The sequence below is a fragment of the Streptomyces ossamyceticus genome, from assembly GCF_001418475.1.
GTDB classification, from domain to species: Bacteria; Actinomycetota; Actinomycetes; order Streptomycetales; family Streptomycetaceae; genus Streptomyces; species Streptomyces ossamyceticus.
This window is the reverse complement of sequence record NZ_LIQX01000762.1, coordinates 1-2,208: the sequence shown is the minus strand read 5'-3', so window position 1 is coordinate 2,208 and position 2,208 is coordinate 1. Positions and strand designations below refer to the sequence as shown.

The following is a 2,208-nucleotide window of genomic DNA, read 5'->3' as shown; positions in this document are numbered from 1 at the left end:
GTGGGGAGGGAGCGACGTGGTGAGGCGTGTGGTCTGCGTGGGGAGAGGGCAGCGCGGCGTAGTGAGGCGTGCGCCCGCGTGGGGAGAGGGCGGCGTGGTGAGGCGTGCGGCCTGTCTGGGGAGGGGGTGACGTGGCCCGCGCCGGGAGAAGGCAGCGTGGCGCGGCACGCGGCCTGCGCGGGCGGCCGTGCAGCGCGCGCTCCGCGGGACGACGGGGGTGTCGCGTCGAGAGATCTGGCGTCCCTGGCCGGGAAGGTCGAGAGAGCCCTGGCGTCCCTGGCCGAGAAGATCGGGTCTTCCCCCTCCCGACCGGACACCTGTACGAGGATGGGCCCCATGGAACGTGAGTCACCGCTGAGCCCCGAGGGCGCCGACCTCCTGCTGAGCCTGGCGGGTGTGGGGCGCCGGTACGGGTTCCGCGGCCCCTGGGTCCTGCGCGGCGTAGACCTGACCGTCACCCCCGGCGCACTGATCCGGGTGGAGGGCGCGAACGGCACCGGCAAGTCGACGCTGCTCCGTGTCCTCGCCGGGATCGACGCGCCGACCGAGGGCCGGCTCACGGGCCGCCCGCGCACGGCGTACGTCCCGGAACGCTTTCCCGCGGCCCTGCCGTTCACGGCCGCCGAGTACCTCACCCACCTCGGCGCCGTGCACGGTCTGGATCGCCCGGCCGCCGTCCGCGCCGCCGACGAGTGGCTGGAGCGCTTCGGCGCCGCCGAGTACGCCCGTACGCCGATGGCCCAGCTCTCCAAGGGCAGCAGCCAGAAGGTCGCGGTCGCCCAGGCCCTGCTCGCCGACCCGGAGTTGCTCGTCCTGGACGAGGCGTGGACCGGCCTGGACGCCGAGGCCCGCGAGGAACTGGAGCGCGTGGTCGTCGAGCGCACGGCCGCCGGGTCCGCCGTGGTGTTCGTCGACCACGACCCGCGGCGCATGGCCGGGGTGCCGGACGTGACGTACGCGGTGGTCGGGGGCGCCCTGGAACTCAGCGCGGGCAAAGGGGCCGCGGCACCGGCGGCGGCTGTCACCGCCCCGCGCGTGCTCGTCGAGGCGAGGGGCCGCACGGGCACTCAGGTGCCCCCGGAGGCAGGGAAGTTGGCGGTCTCGGTCGAGGAAACCGGCTCCGGAGCACACCGGTTCACCGTCCCCGAGACCCAGTCGGACACGCTGCTGCGGGCGTTACTGGGAGCCCGGCCACCCTGGCACGTGGTCAGCGTGGGACATGTGGACGACCCGACGGGGACGCGGCGACCGGACACGACGGGGACGCGGCGACCGGATCCCACGGATTCCACGGATTCCACGGAGCTCATAGCGACGCGGAGGCCGCGGCCAAGCGCTGAGCAGGCGGCAGTGCCGGACCTGGACGTCGCGCCGGCCGCGCTGGAAGCGGAGAGCTCCTGATGACCGCCCTTCTCCGTTACCAGGCCGCCCTCCTCGTCCGCTCCCAGCGCTGGCTGCCGCCGGTCATCCTCTACGCCGCGTTCCTCGGCATCGGCGTGCAGAGCGGGCAGCCGGTGCTCGACTCGCTCGGCTACACGGCGGCCGCGCTCCTGCCCGTCGCCGCCTGGCTGGTGCGGATCTGCGTGACCAACGAGCCGCCCGCCGCCCGCAGTTGCACGGGTGCGGCGGCCGGACCGGGCCGCGCCCACCTGGCCTGCGTCCTGGTCGCATTCGCGGCGGCCGGTGTCCTCGGCACCGCGGCCACGGTGATCGTCACAATCATCAGCGCACCCACCAGCACCGCCCACGACATCCGTGTCGAACCGCTCCCCGCGGGTGCAGCCGGCCTCCTCACGACCCTCGCCTGCGCCCTCCTCGGCACGGCCGTCGGCGCCCTCACGAACTGGCCCCTGCTCCGTTCACCCGGCCGAGCAGTCCCGGCCCTCCTTCTCGGCGCGCTCCTGGCCCTGGTGATCGTGGGCTCCCCGGCGAGGGCGGCGATCACGGCCCTGGTCGACGGCTCCCAGCGCGGCACGATCCCGGTCCCCGCGCTGCCGGTCCTCGCGGCGGCCCTGTGTGCGGCGGCCGCGACGGCCCTGGCGTGCGCGCTGACGACACGGCGGGCCTGAGAGGCCGGGCCGTCTCGTGGCGGGCGTTGTGCCGTGGGGTCGGTGACGGGTGACCGCGACGACCTCGGGACCATCGTTCCGTCCGGCGCGCAGAGGGCGACACGGGCGCGAAAGGGCCTAGAGTCGCCGCATGCGGCGA

2 protein-coding genes are annotated in these 2,208 nt (G+C 75.0%); both read left to right on the top strand.

Annotated elements, in window-relative coordinates:
- Positions 1 to 336 precede the first annotated feature (336 nt).
- A complete protein-coding gene (locus AOK15_RS38295; RefSeq protein WP_079058936.1) occupies positions 337 to 1,401 on the top strand; it encodes an ABC transporter ATP-binding protein in 1,065 nt (354 codons plus the stop codon).
- Positions 1,401 to 2,069 (top strand): hypothetical protein, encoded by a 669-nt coding sequence (locus AOK15_RS38290; protein ID WP_055523471.1) that lies wholly within the window; start codon positions 1,401 to 1,403, stop codon positions 2,067 to 2,069. The genes AOK15_RS38295 and AOK15_RS38290 overlap by 1 nt, the downstream gene beginning before the upstream one ends.
- The last annotated feature ends 139 nt before the right edge of the window (positions 2,070 to 2,208 follow it).